Below are 22,862 nucleotides of genomic sequence, written 5' to 3' on the forward strand. Positions count from 1 at the left end.
TGCCGGGGAGGGGAATGGGCGGTACAGGAACCAAACCTGGGACTAACGGATCTGGTGACGTAGCCCAGCGCGAACATGAGCATTCCGGATTGATCGTTTAACAATTTAGTGCCCAGGATTGGTCGGATTAATCACTCGCAGGTCGAAATCAGAAACTGCTGCATCAATTGATATTCCACTTAAGGGATGAGCTACCCGCATTGATTATTTATCTGCGTGATGGTGAATCATTAAAACTTTTTCATCCGATACGTTTTCGGTCACTACCGTTAGGTCTATTTATTATTGAAGTGAGACCGCCAGCCGGGTCAGAACCCGTTTCAGTAAAATTATCTGGCAGGGCAACGCGGGCATACTATACAATCGCGGGCGTGTTCTGATGGTAGAATCCAGCAGCGCAATCTTCACGTAACCCACAGAATTAAAACATATAAATCACATCCTCAAAGGCAAGGCAGCATTAAACCAGGCAGTATAAATAATAAGTATTCCAACAAATCAGATGGTGAATCTGTTGGAAAATAACGCTTCGCCAGCACAACAATATTAATCGGACTTTACATGAATAAGAAATTGAGTCTCGCTGCATTAGCCGTTACGAGTGTTATTTTTAGTTCAGCGTCTTTCGCTGCCGGCTTCGACTGTAATAAAGCCAGCGGCTACGTTGAACAGACCATCTGTTCCACCCCAGCGCTGTCCGCGCTGGACGATAAAGTGAGCGGCTTATACGGCCAGGCGATTAAGCAGAACCCGGACAATAAAGCCGCCATCAGAAAATCGCAGCTGGCGTGGTTAAAAGAGGTTCGCAATAAGTCCACGTCATTCACCGAGTTGCAAAACGCCTATGTGAACCGCGTGAACGACCTGAATGCGATCGTCGGGGGCAGCGCACAGTCGGCGGCGGTTTCCGGCAGCCAGCCTCAGTCTGCTGCACCGGCAGCGGTCGCTCCCGAACAACAGGCCGCACCCGTTGCTCAGAGTGCAGCGCCCGTAGCGAGTTCGGGCCAGGCGTCGGTAGAACGCTCCTGCCAGGTGCAGGTCACCTACAGTAAAGATGCTGTCGATCAGTACATCACCAACCAGAAAACCCAGCCAAACCGGCTGCGCGTCACCGATAACGGCGAAAGCTTTATCATCCACTTCGATCGTTTTTACGGGCTGGGCGATATGAACAGTGAATTTATTTCACCGCGCGGCAAGGAGTTTATGAACGTTAAGCAGGAGCAGGACGGCACCACCTCCTTCTACCGCAAAAGCGAGGCCAACGGGTTCCTCAGTTTTATCTTCACCTCGGTGAAAGGCAGCATGAAGCCAAGATTTGATGCCAATCTGTATGACTGCCGCACCGGCGTAGCGGCAAGCGCCAGTCAGCAACAGACAGCGGTGAATGCACAAGCCAGTGCAGCACCTTCCGCCGCCGGTGAAGTGAAAACCTACCATTTAACAGCGACATCGGCGGTGCTTGAGCCGATTGAGATGGACTTCCGCAGCAACTCGGCGCTGGATATGAAAGTCTATAATGACGCTAAAAATTATGCCGACGGCAGCGATGACCGCTATCGCATGTTAAGCATCTACCGGGATTACGGCGTGTCGGTGACTGATTTCGACAACATCGTTATTCCGCAGTGCCGTGCCGAAACGGACAGCCTGACGAATGAGAGCAAGGCCGTGCAGAGCCAGTGGGGCACGTTCAGCAGCGATCCTTCCACCCGCGAGCGTCAGCAAAAAGAGCGGTCGGAATATTTGCAGCAGTGGACGCAGCGCTTCAAGGTGGCAACGGACAAAATGCAGCAATGCTGGTCGGAAACGGCATTGCGCGTGCCTCAGCATACGCCTCGCTGATTATTTTCCCCTGCCCGAACGGAAATCGAACGCGTTCCGGCCGGGTTAAAAAAATACCCCGCACAGGGCGGGGTATTTTCCTTTCATCGTTATTTCAGCGAACCCGAAGTCAGCGTCGCGCTGTTTTCCGCTGGCGCATCCCGCTGAATATCCGGTGCCGGGCTGTCCAGATCGCGGCGGATGCCGATGCGGAACACCCCGGACAGCATCAGCGCACCGACAATGGCGATTGCACCCAGCAGATAAAGCCCCGCCGCCGGAGAATTGAAGGTGTTTTCGGCCCACACGCGGATGTTTGGCGCAACGAAACCACCCAGATTGCCCAGCGAGTTAATCAGTGCAATCCCTGATGCCGCCGCCGCACCGCCCAGATAGCTGGTGGGGAAGGTCCAGTAGATCGGCTGCACCGCCAGCAGACCTGCGCAGCCGATGCACAGCACGATGAATGCCCAGACCGGCGTTGCCGCTAACATCCCTGACAGCGCCACGCCAAGGCCGCCGCACAGCAGGGTAATGGTGCCGATCCAGCGCCTTTCTTTGCGCTTCGTCGACAGGTGCGGAATATACCAGGCCGCAAACAGGGCACAAAGCCAGGGAATACCGGACAGCACGCCGACGATAAAGCCGACTTTCTGGCCGGAAAGAGCCGCCACCTGCGAAGGCAGGAAGAACGCAATCCCGTAGGAACCCACCTGGATGGTAAAGCAGATCATGCACAGATAGAGCACGCGCGGATCGCACAGGGCTTTCAGGATACCCTGCGGGCCGTGGTTGACCTTAGCCTTCTCTTCTTTTTCAATCACCCGGCTGAGAGCCTGCTTCTCCTCTTCGTTAAGGAACTTACAGCGCCGATCGGCAGGCTTATCGTCAAGATAGAAATAGGCTACCACGCCAACAAACGCCGCCAGTAATCCCTCAACCAGGAACATCAGCTGCCAGTTGTGCAAGCCCCACATACCGTGGATGGTTAATAGCGCGCCGGATGCCGGGCCGCCGAGAATAAAGGCGATCGGCGGACCAAACCAGAAATAACCGGCGACCTTGGCGCGGACGTTCAGCGGGAACCAGAAGGTGAGATAGAGCATCACGCCCGGCATAAAACCGGCTTCCGATGCACCGAGGAAGAAGCGCAGGATGATAAAGGTTTTCTCGTCGTGGGCGAACATCATCGCCGCTGAGATCAGCCCCCAGGTCACCATAATGCGGGAAAGCCAGACCCGGGCTCCGACTTTATACAGCAGAATGTTGCTGGGCACTTCGAACAGCGCATAGCCGATAAAAAACACCCCGGCACCAAACGCGTAGGCAGCATTACTTAAACCGGTATCCACCTGGAATGCCTCTTTGGCAAAACCAATATTGGCACGATCTAAATAAGCCATTACATACATTAATGCCAGAAACGGCAGCAGGCGGATAATAGATTTACGTACTGCCGAATTAACAACTTTATCATCTTCAGTCTGACTCATAGGAGTGCTTCCACGTTGAGTGTTATGCAGTCGGTCTCTTCGATAATAACGTCATAAGGCATTCTGACTATCCCGCCATTATTTCATGGCGGGATAGCAGAAAATTGACAGGATTAATAGTGAGAGGTTTTTAATTTAACCATTCGCGACCGTCAGGCCATGAATAATCCAGTAGGGTCTGAGCTTTCATTTTCACGCCGTAGCCCGGTTGCTGTAACGGATAATATCTTCCGCGTTTAATGACTAAGGGCTCTTCGAAGTTTTCATGTAAGTGGTCAACATATTCCAGCACCCGGTTTTCCAGCGAGGCGGAGACAGCAATATAATCGAACAGCACGATATTGAGCGAATACTGGCACAGGCCGACGCCGCCGCCGTGCGGGCAAACCGGCACGCCAAATTTCGCTGCCATCAGCACCACGGCCAGCACCTCGTTCAGGCCGCCGAGGCGGGCGGGATCGAGCTGGCAAAAGTCCATCGCGCCGGCCTGGAAGAACTGTTTGAACATCACGCGGTTGTGGGCGTGCTCGCCGGTGGCAATGCCGATATCACCGATTCTCGCCTTAATCGCCGCATGGCCGAGAATATCGTCCGGGCTGGTTGGCTCCTCAATCCACAGCGGGTCGAACTGTGCCAGCTTGCGCATGGCCGCAATGGCCTGGTCTACGCCCCAAATCTGGTTGGCGTCCATCATCAGCTTGCGGTCCCAGCCCAGCTCCTCACGCAGAATGGCCGCACGCCGCATGTCCTGCTCCAGATCGGCTCCGACTTTTTGCTTCAGGTGCGTCCAGCCATCGGCGACCGCCTGGCGTGCCAGCTGGCGCATTTTTTCTTCCGAGTAGCCCAGCCAGCCCGCAGCGGTGGTATAGCCAGGGAAGCCGTATTCAAACATCTCCTGTTCGCGCTGCACTTTCCCGCTCTCGACGCGGCGCAGCAGGGTCAGCGCCTCTTCCGGGGTTAACACATCGGTAATGTAGGTGAAATCGATGCACTTCACCACCTCTTCCGGCTTCATATCCACCAGCAGTTTCCACACGGTTTTATTTTCCGAACGCGCCCATAAATCCCAGAGCGCATTAATAATTGCCGCGGTGGCTAAATGAATAACGCCTTTTTCCGGCCCGACCCAGCGCAGCTGACAATCACCGGAAACCAGCTCGTGCCAGAACTGGCCGAAATTAGCGGTAATTTCCTCCAGCGTGCGGCCAATCACAAATAATTCGGCTAATGATTTAACTGCGCTGACGCAGAGATCGTTTCCCCGGCCAATAGTAAAAGTCAGTCCGTAGCCTTTTAAATCTTCCCGATCGGTTATCAGGGTGACATACGTTGCGGAATAATCAGATATTGCATTCATCGCATCAGAACCGTCGAGGTTTCTGGACGTTGGGAAACGAATATCTTTAACGCTGATATCCTTGATCGCGATCGCCATTTTATCTCCTGATTTATTTATAGGTCGTTATAAAAAGTAGGGTAGGGCTCAGTTGATAATTTGAGTGTATCGGCGGTTTTAGAACGAAAGATGAGCACGTGGTTATATTTTGATGAGGTCTGAGTTTTTATGTTTTTTATGTGTTTTTAATTTGTTTCTGAGATGTTACGAAAATAATAGCTGCATGAACGGCTTGAATCATCATCAAACACCCCCTGAGAGTAAAAGACAGGAAGGGCCTGTTATGACACGGTGATGGCGGGTTCACGGCACAGAGAGACATCAAAATCAAAGGGTGCTACCAGTCCATGACGACCCGGCAGAAGTGCCGATACCCTCATGGTCTGGTTTTTTATTGGCGCTAAATCCCTTCAGGCTGAGTGAACAAACACGCAGCCAGGAGTGACTCAACGGATAAAGCGGGTAGAGAAAGCAACCGGCAGCATTACGCCGCCTGATCCTGCGGGATCTCAATATCCGCGCTGATACGCAGCCCTTCGCTGTCAAAGACCATGCACTGATGCGGATAGAAAGACGGGCGCAGAGATTGATAAGGACGGAAGGAAACATCGCCGGGCAGCAGCATTTTAAAGCCGTCGTGGCCGTAGCTCTGACCGAACAGATAGGTATTGTTGCCCAGCCGTTCCACCACTTCACAGTGGAAATCCAGCTGCAGCGGGGCGTCGCTGTTGATGCGCAAATGCTCAGGTCGAATGCCCAGCGTCAGCGCCTCGCCCGGTTGCAGCAGCCGCTGCGGGGCAGGCAGCGCCAGGGTGTTTTGCCCTTCGTTAATGCTGACCAGCAGCCCGCTGGCGCTGCACTCCACGACCTGGGCGGGCAGGAAATTCATCTTCGGCGAGCCGATAAAGCTCGCCACAAAGCGGTTAACCGGATTGTAGTAGAGGGCCATCGGCGAGCCGACCTGTTCAACCTTGCCGTAGTTCATCACCACAATCTTATCGGCCAGCGTCATTGCCTCAACCTGATCGTGGGTGACATAAACCATGGTGGTTTTCAGCTCCTGATGCAGCTTGGCGATGTGCAGGCGCATCTCCACGCGCAGCTCGGCGTCCAGGTTTGACAGCGGTTCATCGAACATAAACACCTTCGGATTACGTACAATCGCCCGGCCAATCGCCACGCGCTGGCGCTGCCCGCCGGAAAGCTGCTTCGGTTTGCGGTCCAGCAGGTGGGAAAGCTGTAGCGTTTTGGAAACCATCTCCACCTGGTGGCGGATCTGTTCTTTCGGTACGCGATTGACCTTCAGGCCGTAGCCCATGTTTTCCGCCACGGTCATATGCGGATAAAGCGCGTAGGACTGAAACACCATCGCCACACCGCGATGGGCGGGGGCGACGTCGTTGACCATCTCATCACCAATCAGGATCTCGCCGCCGCTGACTTCCTCCAGCCCGGCAATCAGCCGCAGCAGGGTGGATTTGCCGCAGCCGGAAGGGCCAACGAATACGGCAAATTCGCCTGCCTCGATATCCAGTTGAATATTTTTCAGCGTTTCGGTTGCGCCGAACTTCTTACTCACGCTTCTCAGTCTGATGCTGGACATGCGAATCCTCATCGGGAATGTTTTTCAGGGTTAAATGTATTACGTATTACAAATCTTCACTTATGCGCTTCAACCGTTGTGGGAAGCGGGTTGACTATAACCCCCTGGTGGTAAGCACCCTACCGGGTATTTTGATTTCTGTAACGTCGATCACACATTGATAATTATGGGCTGGTGGGATCGGGTGCTCTTGCGTAGCGTATGACATCAATACGTTGTAGTTCCTCTCGCTCTACAGGCTGACTTCCACCGGTTAACGACCCGCGAATTCAGCAATAAAACATAAAAATGTCATACCTTCACATGAGGTCAGCAATGAAATTAAAAACGAGCATCACGCTGTTACTGTCCGCACTGATGGCCACGCAGGCCGCTTACGCCGCACAGCAGCTCACCGTCTGGGAAGATATTAAGAAATCTGACGGCATTAAAACCGCCATCGCGGATTTCCAGAAGCAGCATAACGTTGAAGTCAAAGTGCAGGAGATGCCTTTCGCTCAGCAGATTGAGAAGCTGCGTCTGGATGGCCCGGCCGGTATCGGCCCCGATGTGCTGGTGATCCCGAACGACCAGCTGGGCAGCGCCGTGGTGCAGGGCCTGCTGTCGCCAATCACCGTGGATGCGGCACATCAGGCGGCGTATACCCCGTCGGCGATGGCCGCGTTTATCCAGAACAACGTGGTGTACGGCATTCCGAAAGCGATTGAAACCCTGGTACTGATTTACAACAAGGATCTGCTGCCGTCGCCGCTGAAAACCCTCGACGAGTACCGCACCTTCTCGCAGAAGCAGCGTGAAGCCAAACAGTACGGCCTGCTGGCGAAGTTCGACCAGATTTACTACAGCTGGGGCGCGATTGCGCCGATGGGCGGCTACATCTTCGGCAAGGATGGCAAAGGTGGGCTGAACACCCACGACATCGGCCTGAACACCCCGGGCAGCATCGAGGCCGTCACCTATCTGAAAAGCTTCTTCACTCAGGGCCTGCTGCCGGGTGGCATCCTGGGGGATAACGGACTGAACGCCATCGACTCGCTGTTTACCGAGAAAAAAGCGGCGGCGGTGATTAACGGCCCGTGGGCGTTCCAGCCGTATGAAGCGGCGGGCATCAACTACGGCGTGGCACCGCTGCCCGAGTTGCCAAACGGCAAACCGATGAGCTCATTCCTCGGCGTGAAGGGCTATGTGGTCTCCACCTGGAGCAAGGATAAAGCGCTGGCGCAGCAGTTTATCGAGTTCATCAACCAGCCGCAGTACGTCAAAGAACGCTATCAGAAAACCCAGGAGATCCCACCGCTGCTGGCGCTGATGAATGACCCGATTATCAAAGACGATGAGAAAGCCAACGCCGTTGCGGTCCAGGCCGCCCGCGCCTCCGCCATGCCGGGCGTACCGGAAATGCAGGAAGTGTGGGGACCGGCGAATGCTGCTTTGGAGCTGAGCGTGTCCGGCAAGCAGGAACCTAAAGCGGCACTCGACGGCGCGGTGAAGCAAATCACCATGCAGATTGAAGCGATGCAGGCCAGTAACCAGTAAGCCAGCGTCGTATCGCGGCCCAAATCAGGAAGCAAGAAGGATAATGGTGTGATGATTTCCCCCAGTGAAAAACTGATGCTTAACAAACGCTCGCGGCAGCACGCCGTAACTGGCGTACTGCTGGCGCTGCTGCCGGGCTTCGGCCAGTTCTATCATCGCCAGTGGGCCAAGGGATTGTGCTTTTTAATCCTGCTCACCAGCTTTGCCGGTGTGTTCCATGATTTTCTGCAGCAGGGGCTGTGGGGACTGGTAACGCTGGGGGAAGAGGTGCCGCGCGACAACTCGATCTTCCTGCTGGCGGAGGGTATTATCAGCGTGCTGATTATCGCCTTTGGCCTGACGCTGTGGGGTCTGTCGTTCCGCGACGCTTGGCTGAACGGCCAACGCCGCGATAACGGCGACCAGCTGCACGGGGTACGCAAGCAGTATCAGATCCTGCTGCGCGAGGGCTTCCCCTATCTGATGATCACCCCGGGGTTTATCCTGCTGGTGTTTGTGGTGGTGTTTCCAATCCTGTTCGGGTTCGCCATCGCTTTCACTAACTACAACCTGTACCACACGCCGCCCGCGAAGCTGGTTGACTGGGTCGGGGTGAAGAACTTCATTAATATCTTCACCTTATCCATCTGGCGTTCCACCTTCTTCGACGTGCTGCAGTGGACGGTGGTCTGGACGCTACTGGCAACGACGTTACAGTGCAGCGTGGGCGTGATGCTGGCCATTCTGGTGAACCAGAAAGATCTGCGCTTTAAGCCGCTGATCCGCACCATTTTCATTCTGCCGTGGGCGGTGCCGGGCTTTGTCACCATTCTGGTGTTTGCGGGCATGTTCAACGACACCTTTGGCGTGATCAACAATTCGATTCTCGACTTTTTCGGCATTGCGCCGAAGGCGTGGATGACCGATCCGTTCTGGACCAAAACGGCACTGATTTTAATGCAGACCTGGCTCGGCTTCCCGTTTGTGTTCGCCATGACCACCGGGGTACTGCAGGCGATTCCAGACGACCTGTATGAAGCGGCGATGATGGACGGAGCCAGCGCCTGGACGCGGCTGAAAACCATCACGCTGCCGCTGGTGATGTACGCCATCGCGCCGATCATCATCACCCAGTACACCTTCAACTTTAATAACTTCAACATTATCTATCTGTTTAACAACGGCGGCCCGGCGGTGGCCGGGTCTAACGCCGGTGGCACCGACATTCTGGTTTCGTGGATCTACAAGCTGACCATGTCGTCTTCGCAGTATGCGATTGCCGCCACCATTACGATCCTGCTGTCGATTTTTGTGGTCGGCGTGGCGCTGTGGCAGTTCCGGGCCACTAAATCGTTTAAACAAGATGAAATGGCGTAAGGGCACAGTCATGGCGAAATCAGTAAGTATTAAACGCGAAAAATGGATGCGCCTGTCGCTGACCTGGCTGGTGGTGCTGATGGTTTCCACCATCATTATCTATCCGCTGGTGTGGACGGTGGGCGCGTCGCTGAACGCGGGCAACAGCCTGCTCAGCAGCTCGATCATCCCGGAAAACGCGTCGTTGCAGCACTACCGCAATCTGTTTAACGGCACGGTGCCGTACCTGAGCTGGTACTGGAACTCGATGAAAATCAGTTTCTTCACCATGGTGCTGACCCTGATCAGCGTCAGCTGTACCGCCTATGCCTTTTCGCGGTTCCGCTTTAAAGGGCGGCAGAATGGTCTGATGCTGTTCCTGCTGTTGCAGATGATCCCGCAGTTCTCGGCGCTGATTGCCATCTTCGTGCTGTCGCAGCTGCTGGGCTTAATCAACAGCCACCTGGCGCTGGTGCTGATTTACGTTGGCGGCATGATCCCGATGAACACCTATCTGATGAAAGGCTACCTCGACGCCATTCCGAAAGATCTGGACGAGTCGGCACGCATGGACGGCGCGGGGAACTTCCGCATTTTCATTGAGATCATTATGCCGCTGTCGAAGCCGATTCTGGCGGTGGTGGCGCTGTTCTCCTTCACCGGCCCGCTGGGGGATTTCATCCTCTCCAGTACCATTCTGCGCAGCCCGGACCAGTTCACGCTGCCTATCGGACTGTACAACCTCGTGTCGCAGAAAATGGGGGCCAGCTACACCACCTATGCCGCAGGGGCGGTGCTGATCGCCGTACCGGTCGCCATCCTTTATCTGGCGCTGCAAAAATACTTCGTTTCCGGCCTGACATCAGGCAGTACAAAGGGATAAACCATGAAGCGTAAATCACTGTTAATCGCCCTGGCGCTGGCCTGGGCGACCCCTCTGCTCGCCGCCACGCCGTCGGTCATCACCCCGATAGGCCAGGTGCCTGCGGATTTTGTTAAGGGCGCGGATATCTCCACGCTGCCGGAGCTGGAAAAGCAGGGCGCGAAATTCTACAACGCCAACAACCAGTTACAGGACCCGATCGCCATCCTGAAGGCTAACGGCATCAATACCATTCGCCTGCGGCTGTGGGTTGACCCGTATGACCCGAGTGGCAAAGCCTACGGCGGCGGCACCAACGATCTGAACACCACGCTGGCGCTGGCCAAACGTGCCAAAGCGGCGGGAATGCATCTGCTGCTCGACTTCCACTACAGCGATTTCTGGACCGATCCGGGCAAGCAGTACAAGCCGAAAGCCTGGGAGAAGCTGACCTTCCCGCAGCTGGAAACGCGCATTCACGACTACACCCGCGACACCATCGCCCGCTTTAAGGCGGAGGGCGTGCTGCCGGAGATCGTGCAGATCGGCAATGAACTGAACGGCGGCATGCTGTGGCCGGAAGGCAAAAGCTGGGGGCAGAACGGCGGCGAGTTTGATCGCCTGGCGGGACTGCTGAAATCGGCCATCGCCGGTCTGCGTGAGAACCTCAGCGATCCGTCGCAGGTGAAGATCATGCTGCACCTGGCGGAAGGCACCAAAAACGACATGTTCCGCTGGTGGTTCGATGAAATTACCCGCCGCCAGGTGCCGTTCGATGTGATCGGCCTGTCGATGTACACCTACTGGAACGGACCGATCTCCGCGCTGAAAGCCAATATGGATGACATCAGCCAGCGCTATCAGAAAGACGTGATGGTGGTGGAAGCCGCCTACAGCTACACGCTGGAAAACTGCGACAGCGCCGAGAACAGCTTCCAGGCGAAAGAAGAGAAAGACGGCGGCTATCCGGCAACCGTGGCGGGCCAGGCGGCCTATCTGCACGACCTGATGTCGGCGGTGCTGGCGGTGCCGAATCATCGCGGCAAAGGGGTGGTGTACTGGGAGCCGGCCTGGATACCCGCCAGCGGCAATACCTGGGCCACGCCGGAAGGCATGAAGTACATCCACGACGAGTGGAAGCAGGGCAACGCCCGTGAAAATCAGGCGCTGTTTGACTGCCGCGGCAAAGTGCTGCCGTCCATCCAGGCTTTTCATTAATTGACCGGCCTGCGGGCCGGTATCTCTGACAGATTAAGGAAGAAGTATGACTAAATTCCCACCGCTGGCGGCCGGGATCACCCGCCTGTTGCACGGCGCGGACTATAACCCCGAGCAGTGGTCGCACACGCCGGGCATTATCGATGAAGATGTGGCGATGATGAAGGAGGCCCACTGCAACGTGATGTCGGTCGGCATCTTCAGCTGGGCCAAGCTGGAACCGGAAGAAGGGCGCTACGACTTCAGCTGGCTGGATAACGTGCTGGAGAAGCTGTATGCACAGAACATCCGCGTGTTCCTCGCCACGCCGAGCGGTGCGCGCCCGGCCTGGATGTCGCAAAAATATCCTGAGGTGCTGCGCGTGGGCCGCGATCGCGTGAAGGCGCTGCACGGCGGGCGTCACAACCACTGTATGACCTCGGCGGTGTACCGCCAGAAGGTGCAGGAAATGAACGGGCGGCTGGCAGAGCGCTACGGCCATCACCCGGCGGTGATTGGCTGGCACATCTCCAACGAGTACGGCGGCGAGTGCCACTGCGACAGCTGCCAGCAGGCGTTCCGCGACTGGCTGCAGCGCCGCTATCAGACGCTGGAACAGCTGAACCACGCCTGGTGGAGTGACTTCTGGAGCCATACCTACACCGACTGGTCGCAGATTGCCTCGCCTTCGCCGCAGGGCGAGATGTCCATCCACGGCCTGAACCTCGACTGGCGGCGCTTTATGACCGATCAGGTGGCCGATTTCTGCACCCAGGAGATCAAGCCGCTGAAGGCGGTGAATCCGGAACTGCCGGCTACCACCAACTTTATGGAGTACTTCTACGACTACGACTACTGGAAGCTGTCGCAGGCGCTGGACTTTATCTCCTGGGACAGCTATCCGACGTGGCACAACGAGAAGGATGACACCACGCTGGCCTGCTACACCGCGATGTTCCATGACCTGATGCGCACGCTCAAGCAGGGCAAACCGTTCGTGCTGATGGAGTCCACGCCGGGGGCCACCAACTGGCAGCCGACCAGCAAGCTCAAAAAGCCGGGCATGCATATTCTTTCCTCGCTACAGGCCGTGGCGCACGGCGCGGATGCGGTGCAGTACTTCCAGTGGCGCAAAAGCCGCGGCTCAGTGGAGAAGTTCCACGGCGCGGTGATCGACCACGTGGGTCATCTGGATACGCGCATCGGCCGCGAGGTCAGCGAGCTGGGGCGGATGCTGGACGCCATGACTCCTGTGCTCGGCAGCCGCGTGGAAGCGCGCGTGGCGATTATCTTTGACTGGGAAAGCCGCTGGGCGATGGATAACGCGCAGGGCCCGCGCAACATCGGCCTGCACTACGAGCGCACGGTGGTGGAACACTACCGGACCTTCTGGGAACAGGGCGTGGCCGTTGACGTGATCAACGCCGATGCTGACCTGACGCCTTACACGCTGGTGATTGCGCCAATGCTGTATATGGTGCGCGACGGCTTTGCCGAACGCGTGGAGCGTCATTTGCACAACGGCGGGCAGTTCGTTGCCAGCTACTGGACCGGCGTGGTGAATGAAACCGATCTTTGCCACCTCGGCGGCTTCCCCGGCCCGCTGCGGCCGCTGCTGGGTATCTGGGCGGAAGAGATCGACAGCCTGACCGACGAGGAATCAAACGGGATTCAGGGCATTAAAGGCAATGCGCTGGGGCTGAGCGGCCCGTATCAGGCGCGTGAGCTGTGCGAGCTGATCCATCTTGAGGGGGCCACCGCGCTGGCCCGCTATCAGAGCGATTTCTACGCCGGGCAGCCGGCGGTCACGGTGAATGAGGTGGGTGCCGGTAAGGCGTGGTACATCGCTTCGCGCAACGATCTGACCTTCCACCGCGACTTCTACGGCGCGCTGATTAAACAGCTGGCGCTGCCGCGCGCGCTCGATGTGACCTTGCCGCCGGGCGTGACGGCCCATCGTCGTACCGACGGCGAGCAGTCGTTTATCTTCCTGCAGAACTACACCGCGGCAGAGCACAGAGTCACGCTGCCAGCGGGGATCAGTGACCTGACGGACGGCTCGCCGCTCTCCGGGGTACTGGTCCTGCCGCCGTGGGGCTGCCGCGTGCTTCGCGCGCCGCTGTAACGGCGAATACACAGGCGGGCGCAAGCCCGCCTTTTTTTATGTCCAGAAGGAGAGAAATATGGTGAGTCTGAAATCGTTTAAGCACTACTTCAGCCGCGAAGCGCTGCCTGCTGAAGAAGCCCCGGCCGACAACGCGCTGCTGGATCGGCTGTTAAGCTGCTTTGGTGGCCGCGACAATATCGTGCAGGTTGATGCCTGTCTGACCCGGCTGCGGGTGACGGTTAAATCGCTGTCTGCCGTGGATTCTGCCGGGCTGCAGCAGGCGGGGGCGATCGGAGTGGTGATCCTCGGCCACGAGGTGCATGCCATCTTCGGCACGCAGTCTGACCGGCTGCGCCAGCTGCTGGATGCGCGTTTCTTTGGCGATGCCTGAGCTGACAGGGTGACGTTGTCACAATAAAAAAAGGATAACCGGTAACGGTTATCCAATAAAACAGCCAGTGTTCAAGCAGTGATCGGGGAGCGAGCGGGGGAGATTACCACCAGGCCTCAACCTGGACGCCGAAGTTCCAGGTATCGCTGGCTGTACCATCATCGAAGCTGTTGCCCTGCTCGGAGTCATTCAGGTAGGAGGCAAACACGCGCAGTTCAGGGCGAGACATAAACTCAGGACCGGCCGCCAGACCCAGCGCCAGGGTATATTTCTGCCCGGCCTGTTTGTAATCGCTGCCGTCTTTGTACTGATCTTTCTGCCAGAAGGTGCCCGCTTCGCCGATACCGCGCACATAGTCGGTAAACTGGTACTGCGCACGGCCCACGACGGACAGCAGGGTGCTCTTATCGCTGTACGCCGTCAGATCCTGCGCAGAGCCCCAGGTAATCACCTGGTTCAGCGACAGGCGGTCGGTGATCGGCAGCAGGCCGGTGTTAATGATGCGATAGCCGGTGGCGTCGCGGGTGTCATTCCACATATCGTACCAGCCGCCGCCCTGCGAGATAACGTTCTGCGCCAGGCCTTTATTCGCATACTGGAACACCAGCTTCTGGTAGCCGCCCCACATATCCTGGCTGATTTCACCGGTCAGCATCACGCCGTTGTCGGCATCATACAGCCCGCCGTACTCTTTCTGCTTTTTGGTGGTGTTCGGCATGGCGTAGTCGATACCAAACTCGGTCCAGGCACCGCTCCACGGCTTCCAGCCAGCGTAACGCAGGTCGAGGTAGTTGATGTTGACGTCGTTATCACCGTCTTCACGGTAATCCACGTCGTTCGCATCGCCACGTATCCAGGCGAATGACACCGCGCCCGGGCCGACGGTGTAGTTTTCAATACCAGCACCGGAGCCGGAAATATTCCAGTATTTGGTGTCAATAATGTGCAGATCGTGGCGCTGGTAGTAGCGCTTACCGCCCCAGATCACCGCATTCTTATCGCCCGGGATCAGGCCTTTAATTTGCAGATTCAGCTGACGCAGACCAAACTGCGCATCGTCGCCGAGGGTGGTTTCGTTATCGTTGGAACCATCAGAGACCATGCTGACCATGCTGTCGACGTAGAAGCTGACGTCGTCCTTTTTATAGACTTCGCTACCCAGCTCCACCTCGCCGTAGGTATCGCCTTCGTTGCCGAGACGACCAAGCTTGTTCTTCTGCCACTCCTGAATGCCGCCGTCCTGCGACACGCCCACACCGCCGCGCAGATAGCCGTGGAAATCAATATTATCGATGGCTGCGTATAACGCCGGGGAAGTCAGTGCCGCAGCAAGTGCCACAGCGGTTGCATGTAGTCTGGTATTCATGTCACCCTCGTTTTTGTAATACGTTCACAATGTGAGAGCAGTAAACGCCCAGTGACGAATCCCCTGCAATTCAAATGTCAAGATTGTGTGATTTACTGCAAGTTTTTAGGCGCTTATTGTAACGTTTGGTGAGATTGATCACCGAAATATGAATGTGAACGTCAGACTTTTTTATGATTTTTTCGACAGTGTGACGGGGTTAACCCGGCCAGGGTTTCGGCTGTGTTACAATTTCCGCATCTGCTACCAGGGAAGCGAGCCATGAAATCGAAGAATTCCACTTTAGAGGATGTTGCCCGTCACGCCGGAGTGTCTTATCAGACCGTTTCCCGGGTGCTTAATAAGTCTGCCAACGTCTCCGAAGCGACGCGCAGCAAGGTTGAGAAGGCGATAGAGGTGCTGCGCTACGTGCCTAACCGCCTGGCACAGCAGCTGGTCGGTAAGCAGAGCACCACGCTCGGGCTGGTTACCACCTCGCTGGCACTGCATGCCCCTTCACAGGTGGCGGCGGCGGTAAAACGCTACGCTAACGCGGCGGATTACCAGGTGCTGATCGCGATGATTGATGAGAACGTCAACCAAAGCCTGCAGGATTGCATCAACGAGCTGAAGTCACAGCGCGTCGATAAAGTGATTATTAACGTGCCGCTGGAGACCGCCGATGCAGAGCGCATCGTGCAGGAGAACGACGATATTCTGTGCCTGTTCCTCGACGTCGATCCGTTTTCATCGGTGTTTAACGTTTCGTTTAACCCGGCGGACGGCACGCGCGCCAGCGTCAAATACCTCTACGAACAGGGGCACCGCGAGTTTGCGCTGCTGGCAGGGCCGCAGCACTCGGTTTCCGCCCGCCTGCGGCTGAAAAGCTGGCTGGAGACTCTGGAAGGGTATGGCTTACAGCCGGTCAGTGTGATCCACGGTAACTGGGATGCGCAGAGCGGCTTTAACGGCATCCTGCAGATGCTGCACGAAACCCCGCGCTTCAGCGCGCTGCTGGTCGGCAACGATCAGATGGCGCTGGGCGTGCTGAGCGCGCTGCACCAGCGCGGCATGGCGGTTCCGGGGCAGGTTTCGGTGGTGGGCTACGATGACACCTATGAAAGCGCCTTCTTCCACCCCGCGCTGACCACGGTTTCCCTCGACCTCGATTTACAGGGGAAAGAGGCGGTGAGCCGCATTTTGCAGGCCAGCGAAGACGACCACAGTCGATCGTCCTCGATCCTGCCCGCACGCCTGGTGGTGCGCAATTCCACCGCCGCGCTGGGGTCGGGTACGCAGGATTTTGCGCAGATCGCCGCGCAGCTGCGGCAGATTGCGAGTCGGTTGCAGTGAGGTGAGGTGGGGGTATCGGCTGGAGGTCGTTCAAAAATATCTGTGATTGCCTGATGTGGATATGTTCCATCCCGCATCAGGCAGAACGCGATGTATGAACGGTCATTCAAACACGAAGGGGTTAAGGAACTGCCTTTTCCAAAAATAGCGGCGATCGATCTCAGTCAGGCTGGCTTCTTCGCAGACTGCGTCCCAGTGCTCACTTATTTTTTCGACCTGCCCATCAAAAATTTGCGCAGCTTCCGCCGGAGAAAGCAGGAAATTATGCGCGGTTGCCATGCAGGCGCTGCGCTGGCTGAAGCGATTATTACCGGCAATCAGCATCGCCTGAGTGGCCTCATTTCCCGCCCGCCCCTGGGGGCAAATGTCATACGCTGGCGTCAGCGAAAGCCTTTGCCCATCCCAGAAGGCGGCATGGTTGCGGGCGTGGTCGTCGGTGTTGCCACTGAGGATGTTGAAACAGATACGGGCGAACAGTTCACGCAATGTCTCAGCAGGGCGTTCAAAACGATGGCGAATCAGTTGTGCAAACTCTTCATAGCTGGCATAGCGCGCCATCATGTCGTCCAGGCCAAACAGCGTTAATGCCGACACCATCGATCGCCGGGTCCAACCGGCCTCAGCTTCAACCCGATCGAAGCGCTCAATCAGCAGAATATCTTTGCCTGCGGCCTGCGCCAGACGAACCGGTGCACAGTTTATCCCGCACATCGCGGCCAGTCGCATGGCGATAAACTCCGCTTTCACCACGCTGTAAAGGTCGTTACTCGCCGAAAACTTTGCGATGTATTTTTTATCGTCTTCTTCTATGAGGGCTTTAGGTCGGGCACCGCCGATTGAACTACCGTGAAATAATGCCTGGTCAAGCTCAGGAGTCAGCGGAACACCTTGTTCCACCCGTTCAGCCGAACGCAGCAGTTCTTCCATTGCCACATTTATTGCGTAACGAGGCTCATATTCCGTTGCCGAACGCTGGAAATCCAGCGCGCCAATCCGATCGGAACCGGATTCGAGCAGGTAGGTCAACTCATCCAGTAACGCGGTATCCGTATCGGCACCGCGTATCCCCAACGTACGGTTAATGATCACACGGCGTCCCCATGCATCCGGCGCACTGTCGCGGATTGACGAAGGCATCGTCAGACCCGGCAGCAGGGGTAAAATACCTGGCTGCAACGGGAGTTCAGGCAGGTAAAGCGGGATGGCAGGGGAGCGATCGCGGACGCGTTCCAGATAGCTGCGGCCATAGTTAAACACCAGTTTTCCGGTATTGTCGTAACTCAGCCGTCCGGCGACCACAGGTGCAGTTTCACCTGGTAACCAAATCCATACAAATGCCTGTTGCGGCGCGTTTTCAGAAGTCATCAAACGTCTCCTTCGCTGGTTTACGAATCCTTCGTGGCATCAGGCTGAGCTTTTCCTCGGTTTGCCTGCGATAGGTTATCAGCCGGTTGACGTCGGCTGTCGCATCGAAGAGAGGAATTCCGAGGAGTGCCGCAACTTCGAATACAACTCCCAGCTCGCACTTCGGATCGGCTTTTTCAATTCGCTGCAGCATACTCCGCGATATGCCTGCGCGTTCCGCCAGTTCCGATTCCGTCATTTTTTGATTTTTACGTTCAAAACGGATCATTTCAGCGAACAATTTGATCGCCTCAAGGGTGTAGCGTGAGTAAACCCTCTGTATCGAACGCGGCATTTTGACCTCCTTAAAGGTCATTAACTGACATAGTGCATCATATGGAAATCAAATTATCATTTTACTCTTGGAACTTCAAACTTAATGGACGCCATATGAGGCTTTATTGTGGTTTATGACTCATACATGAGTCATAAATAGGTGTTGATGGCGTGTCAATGATGTTTGAGCTGATGTTCGAACATTAGCTTAAAAATTCCCCATGCTTTGTACGCTCAAAATAAAGCGGCTTGCTCAAATTTCTTTCGGTACTCGCGTGGGCTCAGCTGATTGTGCTGACTGAACACACGTGAAAAATAAAGCGGGTCTTCATAGCCGACGGCGCGGGCAACCTGAGTGACATTCAGCTGTTTATAGCGAAGTAAATCACAGGCGCGTGAAATACGCTGCTGTTCCCGCCAGCCGTAAATGGTTTTGCCCATCTCTTTCCTGAATATATGAGTAAGGCGTGAGGCGGAAAGGAAGGTCATGCGTGCCAGTTCTTCAATTCGGGTATCTTCGGACAGGTGCTCATTGATGTAATCGCAGACGGTCTGAATACGGGGATCCCGGTTATGACGATTGCTGGCCGGCTGAAGCTGGAAGGCCTTAAGAATGATGCGCTCAAGCGCATTCATGGCCATGGCATCCTGGAGCAGTGCCCCGACGGCATTACAAGATATCACCTCTTTGAAGAGCTGAACCATTTGCTGGCTGTGCGATTTGTCAGCAAGCAACATACGGCCGATGTCGCCCTGTTTATTGTCCCAGCGCAGCCAGTCAATCCAGTACGGGCGGGGGATAAAATAGATCCAGAGATGGTCCCAGGCAATGCTCTCTTTAGCCCTGCCGTAGTGATGAATTACGCCGGGCGGGAACAACAGCATCTCATCCTGCTGGCAGTAAAACTCGCCCTCTGCATGATGAATGATCCCTTCACCTTTCAGCGTCAGGTTAATCATGTAGCCTTTCATTCCGTTGGGGCGGTGAATAAAAAAATCGAGTTTGCTGCCGGGGCTGATTGGGGTAAAGCCGGAAACCATGAATGCGTTAAAGGTGAAGCTTCTCATAAGCGGAGAAAAGCTTAACATACCGGCTTCGTTCAGTTCTTCCATTGGTACCCGTCCCTGTTTCAACGCTGCAGATACTATAGGGAACCCCCTCCATTACTGAAGGGGGGATGTACTCTTTTTGTCGTAGAGATCACTTCAAATTTAGCAAACTGTCGCCGGTGACTGAAACATCGGTGCTGTCAGCCTGCTGATAACGACCGGCAGACAAATCCTGCGCGACCCGATGGTAGAACCCATCCAGCTTGTAAAACCAGAGCAGTACCAGGTTTAGCGCCGCGAGGATGAGCGGGAAAAAGATAAACAAAAATTCGATAGTCCGGATGACGGTTTCAGACTGAGGGGCGCTTCCACCACTGACAAACCCGGCCGCGCCCAGGATCCAGCCTACGCTTGCCGTACCCAGCCCCATACCCAGCGTCTGCCCCAGCGTACCCGCACTGAAGAGAATGCCTTCAATACGCAGCCCGGTTCGCCATTCACCGTAGTCGATGGTGTCTGCCAGCAGGGCGAACATGGTGGCACCAATGCCGCAGAATCCCACACTGCGTACCGCCGTTCCCATAATCACAAACAGCGCATTCTGCTTGTCGAACAGCGGCAGCAGGTAAGCAATACAGCAAACGATCAACCCGAGCATGGCCAGGCGCCGCTTGCCCAGCTTTTTAAGCAGCGTCGGAATGATCATCAGCGTAAGCAATCCCGGTATGTACTGGGCCATGCTGATGTAGGCAATCAGTGAGACATCCGAAAGAACATATTTCGAGTAATACACCCCGACTGCCGACAACGCGGTGAGGCTGGTGAAGGTAATCATCAGATAGAAGAAGATGATCAGCCAGTAGCGATTTGCCATGACTGAACGCGTAACCTGTCTGGCATTAATTCTCTGGCTGTTGTCGCTGCTCACCGGTTCTACACGCTCGCGGGTACCCAGCGCGGTCAGAAGCAGGAACAGGGCAGTGAACAAGCCAAATATAGCGAATACGATAATCCAGGACGTACTGCTGTTGCCGAAAAATGCCACCATCGGCAGGGTTAACACCCCAACGGTAAGCGATCCACAGGTTGAGAACCCTTTCCGGAAGACACTCAGCATGCCGCGCTGATAATTGTCACGGGTGATCAACGCCAGGAGCGATCCGTAGGCAATGTTATTTGCGGTAAACATAATATTGATCAGCAGATAGGTAATGCAGACGTAGACGACTTTCAGTGTGTAACTGACGTCCGGAATGGTCGACATCAGAAAGGCCGACAGGCCAAACGGGACGGCGGTCCACAGAACCCACGGCCGGGCTTTGCCCAGGCGGGAGCGCGTCTTATCGATGCGTATGCCGACGTAGATACAGATAATGCCATCCAGCACGCGGGCAAAGAACATCAGCGATCCCACCAGCAGAGCAGAGATGCCCACCACATCGGTGTAGTAATACGCCAGAAAAGTCACCATTAACGTGTAGGTTAAGTTGGTGCCATAATCGCCCACGCCAAAGGCCAGGCGTTCCCGGGTGCCGATACGCTGCAGATCCTGATTCGATGAGTTAGAGGTCATCATTCTTTCTCCACTTCAAAAATCGCCACGCCCCAGTCAGCCAGTTCAAGCGATTGCCCCTGCCGGTAACGCTGCCCGCTCAGTAACTCCTCGCCAGCCTTAAACGGCAAGGACAGGGTCTGTGGCTGGCTGGAATAGTTCAGGAAGAAAAGAACGGTATTGCCTGCGCGGTTAACCGCACGCCTGACCGTAACCGGATAACCCGGCGATAGGGCTGCGACGTCCAGAGCCGCTTTTTCAATCAATCGAAGCAGCACCGCCTCCACGGCCTCAGAACTGATGCTGCAGCCCACGTAGGTTGCCGTTCCGGCACCGTAGCGGTTATGAACGATAGCCGCGTATTTATTCCAATAGGGGTGCTGATAACTGGCCCAAACCTGGGCCCCGGCATCGGCCTCCAGCAGTTCCATCCAGTCAGCTACAGCGGCTTTCCCGGCAGGAATGTCCAGCTGTGCAGACTGCAGGGTCACCTCGTGTGGCTCTACAAATAGCTGATAGCTTGCACCCACCGCTTCTCTGATGACGGCCGGCTGCCGGTTCATTCTGACTTTGAGGTGTTCATTAGCAAAGCCCGACCTGAAGGCGTACAGGATATGCCCGCCCCGTTCGGTAAACTGATTCAGGCGTTGCAGAGATGACTCAGAAACGGCGTAAAGCAGGGGGGCTACCAGTAGCTGATAACGTGACAGACGGGGATCGTCAACGGTCAGAATGTCTACTTCAATGTTGAGACGGTAAAGAGCATCATAATAAGCGCGAACGGTGTCGTTATACTGATGTTCCTTGTTACGACCAAACTGATGTCCGCTGTAAGGATGCCAGTCAACGGCGGTCAATGAGTCGTGACTGACGAGCAGGGCAACGCGATTATGTTTTTTCAGGCCCGCAAGATGCGGGGAAAGGCGGGCGAATGCCTGGCCGATATCTTTCGCCTCATCATAAACAGGGTTTGGCTCCAGATCGTGACTGAGCAGTCCTTTCCAGTACGTTTCATAGGAGTTATGCAGGGAATGCCAGTGCCAGTAGCTTACCATCGCTGCGCCGGAAGCAATGTGGCTGAAAGCCTGAAGGCGGAGCTGGCCGGGGTAAGGGGTCCAGTTTTTAAACGCCTGCGCCTGCGTTTCCAGAACCAGATAGTTTGCGTCCTTCGTTGTGCGCGCAATGTCCCCGCAGAAGGCAATTTCTACCCCGGTAAGCTGATGCTGGCCCGGGTGATAAATATCCACGCCGGTAATGTCCAGCACTGACGATGCCGTGAAATGATCGACCTCTCCTCGCACACCAAAGGACCAGGTCCGCCACTCGAAATCGAAGTTATGGGTGATGAACTGACCGGGCAGGCGATACTCGCTGACCAGCGTTGCCTGCCAGGCCAGGAAGTCTGTCACCAGGCCGCGCTGATAGCGCTGGAAGGCGGCGCCCAGGCTGGCGTTGATGGTACTTTCCAGCGGCGGGAAATCCTCCCAGGCGTCGATTCTGTTACTCCAGTAATCAAGGCCGTACTCGGCATTCAGCTTGTCGAGATTGCCATCAAACTGCTTCTTCAGCTGCTCAATAAAGCCCCTCTGAACGGGTGCTCCGCAGGTATCGTAGTATTTAGTCTCATTATCGATCTGATACCCAATGACGGCCGGGTGACTGGCGGTGGCGGTCAGCAACTCGCGAATAATCCGCTCTGCATATCGCAGGTAAACAGGGCTGGTGATATCCATCTTTTGGCGGTGACCATATTTATTCACCCCCTGCGGGGTGGTGGCCATGACCGAAGGGTGTTTTTTCGCAAGCCATGCAGGAATGGCATAGGTTGGCGTACCGATGATAACGGCGATGTGGTTAGCATGCATACGGTCCAGAACGGTCAGCACGCTGGAAAAGTTAAAATCACCGTCCTGTCGTTCGTAGCTGCTCCAAGTGCTTTCCGCAATACGAACCACATTGATGCCTGCCGCCTTCATCAGCCGTATATCTTCATCCAGCCGTTCTTCAGGCATATATTCACGGTAGTAAGCCACACCATAGAGTAATTTTTCCACTTTTATCCTGCCTCTTATTTTAAGCGTTCGGCAGATAAATTAGAGGAAGTTGGTCGGTGATAGATAAAGCATGTCGCTGGCAAC

At 55.7% G+C, this 22,862-nt stretch carries 17 protein-coding genes; 8 read left to right on the forward strand and 9 right to left on the reverse strand.

Features of this window, described 5'->3' with window-relative positions; translation table 11 throughout:
* Positions 1–561 precede the first annotated feature (561 nt).
* Positions 562–1,845 (forward strand): lysozyme inhibitor LprI family protein, encoded by a 1,284-nt coding sequence (locus OMR58_RS00650; RefSeq protein WP_264545104.1) that lies wholly within the window; start codon positions 562–564, stop codon positions 1,843–1,845.
* Positions 1,846–1,934: 89 nt separating this feature from the next.
* Here OMR58_RS00650 and OMR58_RS00655 read toward each other — a convergent pair whose 3' ends face one another.
* From OMR58_RS00655 to OMR58_RS00665, 3 genes are all read right to left on the reverse strand, one after another.
* A complete protein-coding gene (locus OMR58_RS00655; RefSeq protein ID WP_264545105.1) occupies positions 1,935–3,317 on the reverse strand; it encodes an MFS transporter in 1,383 nt (460 codons plus the stop codon).
* 130 nt (positions 3,318–3,447) lie between these two features.
* A complete protein-coding gene (locus OMR58_RS00660; protein WP_264545106.1) occupies positions 3,448–4,752 on the reverse strand; it encodes an enolase C-terminal domain-like protein in 1,305 nt (434 codons plus the stop codon).
* 445 nt (positions 4,753–5,197) lie between these two features.
* A complete protein-coding gene (locus OMR58_RS00665; RefSeq protein ID WP_370569853.1) occupies positions 5,198–6,328 on the reverse strand; it encodes an ABC transporter ATP-binding protein in 1,131 nt (376 codons plus the stop codon).
* A 303-nt stretch (positions 6,329–6,631) separates the two neighbouring features.
* On the opposite strand from OMR58_RS00665, the gene OMR58_RS00670 reads away from it, so the two are divergent.
* Genes OMR58_RS00670 through OMR58_RS00695 form a run of 6 tightly spaced genes read left to right on the forward strand, consistent with a single transcriptional unit; the run spans position 6,632 to position 13,744 of the window.
* Positions 6,632–7,852, forward strand: coding sequence for an extracellular solute-binding protein (locus tag OMR58_RS00670; RefSeq protein ID WP_105591798.1), 1,221 nt, complete (start codon positions 6,632–6,634; stop codon positions 7,850–7,852).
* A 51-nt stretch (positions 7,853–7,903) separates the two neighbouring features.
* Positions 7,904–9,208 (forward strand): carbohydrate ABC transporter permease, encoded by a 1,305-nt coding sequence (locus tag OMR58_RS00675; RefSeq protein WP_279355972.1) that lies wholly within the window; start codon positions 7,904–7,906, stop codon positions 9,206–9,208.
* 10 nt (positions 9,209–9,218) lie between these two features.
* Positions 9,219–10,070 carry a sugar ABC transporter permease gene (locus OMR58_RS00680; RefSeq protein WP_200559074.1) on the forward strand — a complete coding sequence of 284 codons (852 nt, stop codon included), beginning with the start codon at positions 9,219–9,221 and terminating at the stop codon, positions 10,068–10,070.
* 3 nt (positions 10,071–10,073) lie between these two features.
* Positions 10,074–11,267, forward strand: coding sequence for a glycoside hydrolase family 53 protein (locus OMR58_RS00685; protein ID WP_264545107.1), 1,194 nt, complete (start codon positions 10,074–10,076; stop codon positions 11,265–11,267).
* Between the two features lie 46 nt (positions 11,268–11,313).
* Entirely contained in the window at positions 11,314–13,371 is a 2,058-nt protein-coding gene (locus OMR58_RS00690; protein WP_264545108.1) for a beta-galactosidase, read from the forward strand.
* Between the two features lie 58 nt (positions 13,372–13,429).
* A complete protein-coding gene (locus tag OMR58_RS00695) occupies positions 13,430–13,744 on the forward strand; it encodes a glucose PTS transporter subunit EIIB (protein ID WP_105591803.1) in 315 nt (104 codons plus the stop codon).
* Positions 13,745–13,847: 103 nt separating this feature from the next.
* Here the strand turns inward: OMR58_RS00695 and OMR58_RS00700 are convergent, their stop codons facing one another.
* Positions 13,848–15,110: a maltoporin gene (locus OMR58_RS00700; protein ID WP_200559076.1), complete on the reverse strand. Its 1,263-nt coding sequence runs from the start codon at positions 15,108–15,110 to the stop codon at positions 13,848–13,850.
* Positions 15,111–15,371: 261 nt separating this feature from the next.
* On the opposite strand from OMR58_RS00700, the gene OMR58_RS00705 reads away from it, so the two are divergent.
* Positions 15,372–16,442: a LacI family DNA-binding transcriptional regulator gene (locus OMR58_RS00705; RefSeq protein ID WP_264545109.1), complete on the forward strand. Its 1,071-nt coding sequence runs from the start codon at positions 15,372–15,374 to the stop codon at positions 16,440–16,442.
* A 102-nt stretch (positions 16,443–16,544) separates the two neighbouring features.
* Here the strand turns inward: OMR58_RS00705 and OMR58_RS00710 are convergent, their stop codons facing one another.
* The 5 genes from OMR58_RS00710 to OMR58_RS00730 form a co-directional block, all read right to left on the reverse strand.
* Positions 16,545–17,807: a type II toxin-antitoxin system HipA family toxin gene (locus tag OMR58_RS00710; protein WP_264545110.1), complete on the reverse strand. Its 1,263-nt coding sequence runs from the start codon at positions 17,805–17,807 to the stop codon at positions 16,545–16,547.
* Positions 17,797–18,141, reverse strand: a complete 345-nt coding sequence (locus tag OMR58_RS00715) for a helix-turn-helix domain-containing protein (protein WP_264545111.1) — start codon at positions 18,139–18,141, stop codon at positions 17,797–17,799. The genes OMR58_RS00710 and OMR58_RS00715 overlap by 11 nt, the downstream gene beginning before the upstream one ends.
* A gap of 215 nt (positions 18,142–18,356) precedes the next feature.
* Positions 18,357–19,235, reverse strand: coding sequence for an arabinose operon transcriptional regulator AraC (gene araC / locus OMR58_RS00720; protein WP_264545112.1), 879 nt, complete (start codon positions 19,233–19,235; stop codon positions 18,357–18,359).
* Positions 19,236–19,323: 88 nt separating this feature from the next.
* Positions 19,324–20,748: an MFS transporter gene (locus OMR58_RS00725; RefSeq protein ID WP_264545113.1), complete on the reverse strand. Its 1,425-nt coding sequence runs from the start codon at positions 20,746–20,748 to the stop codon at positions 19,324–19,326.
* On the reverse strand, positions 20,745–22,778 hold the full coding sequence (locus OMR58_RS00730; protein WP_264545114.1) for a beta-galactosidase: 2,034 nt from the start codon (positions 22,776–22,778) through the stop codon (positions 20,745–20,747). The genes OMR58_RS00725 and OMR58_RS00730 overlap by 4 nt, the downstream gene beginning before the upstream one ends.
* Positions 22,779–22,862 lie beyond the last annotated feature (84 nt).

It is taken from the genome of Erwinia sp. INIA01, assembly GCF_025947915.1.
Taxonomy (GTDB): domain Bacteria; phylum Pseudomonadota; class Gammaproteobacteria; order Enterobacterales; family Enterobacteriaceae; genus Erwinia; species Erwinia coffeiphila.

Coding starts and splice junctions, on each gene's coding strand:
- OMR58_RS00710 (WP_264545110.1), bottom strand. CDS start 17,807: ATGACTTCTGAAAACGCGCCGCAACAGGCATTTGTATGGATTTGGTTA.
- OMR58_RS00690 (WP_264545108.1), top strand. CDS start 11,314: ATGACTAAATTCCCACCGCTGGCGGCCGGGATCACCCGCCTGTTGCAC.
- OMR58_RS00695 (WP_105591803.1), top strand. CDS start 13,430: ATGGTGAGTCTGAAATCGTTTAAGCACTACTTCAGCCGCGAAGCGCTG.
- OMR58_RS00715 (WP_264545111.1), bottom strand. CDS start 18,141: ATGCCGCGTTCGATACAGAGGGTTTACTCACGCTACACCCTTGAGGCG.
- OMR58_RS00655 (WP_264545105.1), bottom strand. CDS start 3,317: ATGAGTCAGACTGAAGATGATAAAGTTGTTAATTCGGCAGTACGTAAA.
- OMR58_RS00650 (WP_264545104.1), top strand. CDS start 562: ATGAATAAGAAATTGAGTCTCGCTGCATTAGCCGTTACGAGTGTTATT.
- OMR58_RS00670 (WP_105591798.1), top strand. CDS start 6,632: ATGAAATTAAAAACGAGCATCACGCTGTTACTGTCCGCACTGATGGCC.
- OMR58_RS00660 (WP_264545106.1), bottom strand. CDS start 4,752: ATGGCGATCGCGATCAAGGATATCAGCGTTAAAGATATTCGTTTCCCA.
- OMR58_RS00680 (WP_200559074.1), top strand. CDS start 9,219: ATGGCGAAATCAGTAAGTATTAAACGCGAAAAATGGATGCGCCTGTCG.
- OMR58_RS00665 (WP_370569853.1), bottom strand. CDS start 6,328: ATGAGGATTCGCATGTCCAGCATCAGACTGAGAAGCGTGAGTAAGAAG.
- OMR58_RS00705 (WP_264545109.1), top strand. CDS start 15,372: ATGAAATCGAAGAATTCCACTTTAGAGGATGTTGCCCGTCACGCCGGA.
- OMR58_RS00725 (WP_264545113.1), bottom strand. CDS start 20,748: ATGATGACCTCTAACTCATCGAATCAGGATCTGCAGCGTATCGGCACC.
- OMR58_RS00685 (WP_264545107.1), top strand. CDS start 10,074: ATGAAGCGTAAATCACTGTTAATCGCCCTGGCGCTGGCCTGGGCGACC.
- OMR58_RS00675 (WP_279355972.1), top strand. CDS start 7,904: ATGATTTCCCCCAGTGAAAAACTGATGCTTAACAAACGCTCGCGGCAG.
- araC (WP_264545112.1), bottom strand. CDS start 19,235: ATGGAAGAACTGAACGAAGCCGGTATGTTAAGCTTTTCTCCGCTTATG.
- OMR58_RS00700 (WP_200559076.1), bottom strand. CDS start 15,110: ATGAATACCAGACTACATGCAACCGCTGTGGCACTTGCTGCGGCACTG.